1 pseudogene is annotated in these 306 nt (G+C 54.9%); it reads right to left on the bottom strand.

The annotated features are described in order from the left end of the window. Positions 1-306, bottom strand: a pseudogene (locus NE473_RS30985) (recombinase family protein); the annotation flags it as partial.

Raw genomic sequence — 306 nt, 5'->3', positions numbered from 1 at the left:
CCGCATATAAGTGACACCGTTTCGAGCGTTCAGACTGGCCAGCACATACCCACAGCATCCACACTTGATTTTCCCGGCCAGCCATGTATTGTGGCATTTGCGGCCATTCTGGAACGTGGTATTTTGGGACAGCTTGTGCTGGACGGCCAGCCAGAGGGACGAGGGGATGCGGCCCTTGTGGGGCGCAATCACCAGAATGTTTTCCTCCCCCTCGCGGCCCTGGTACAAGTAACAGCTAAATTCACCTGTGAACAGTTCCGGCGGGCTTTCGAATTTCGCGCCCTGGGCCTTGAAATATTCGTAAAT

Source organism: Hungatella sp. SL.1.14 (assembly GCF_024460495.1).
Classification (GTDB): domain Bacteria; phylum Bacillota; class Clostridia; order Lachnospirales; family Lachnospiraceae; genus Hungatella; species Hungatella hathewayi.
The sequence above is the reverse complement of the archived record's forward strand: the minus strand, read 5'-3'. Positions and strand labels throughout refer to the sequence as shown.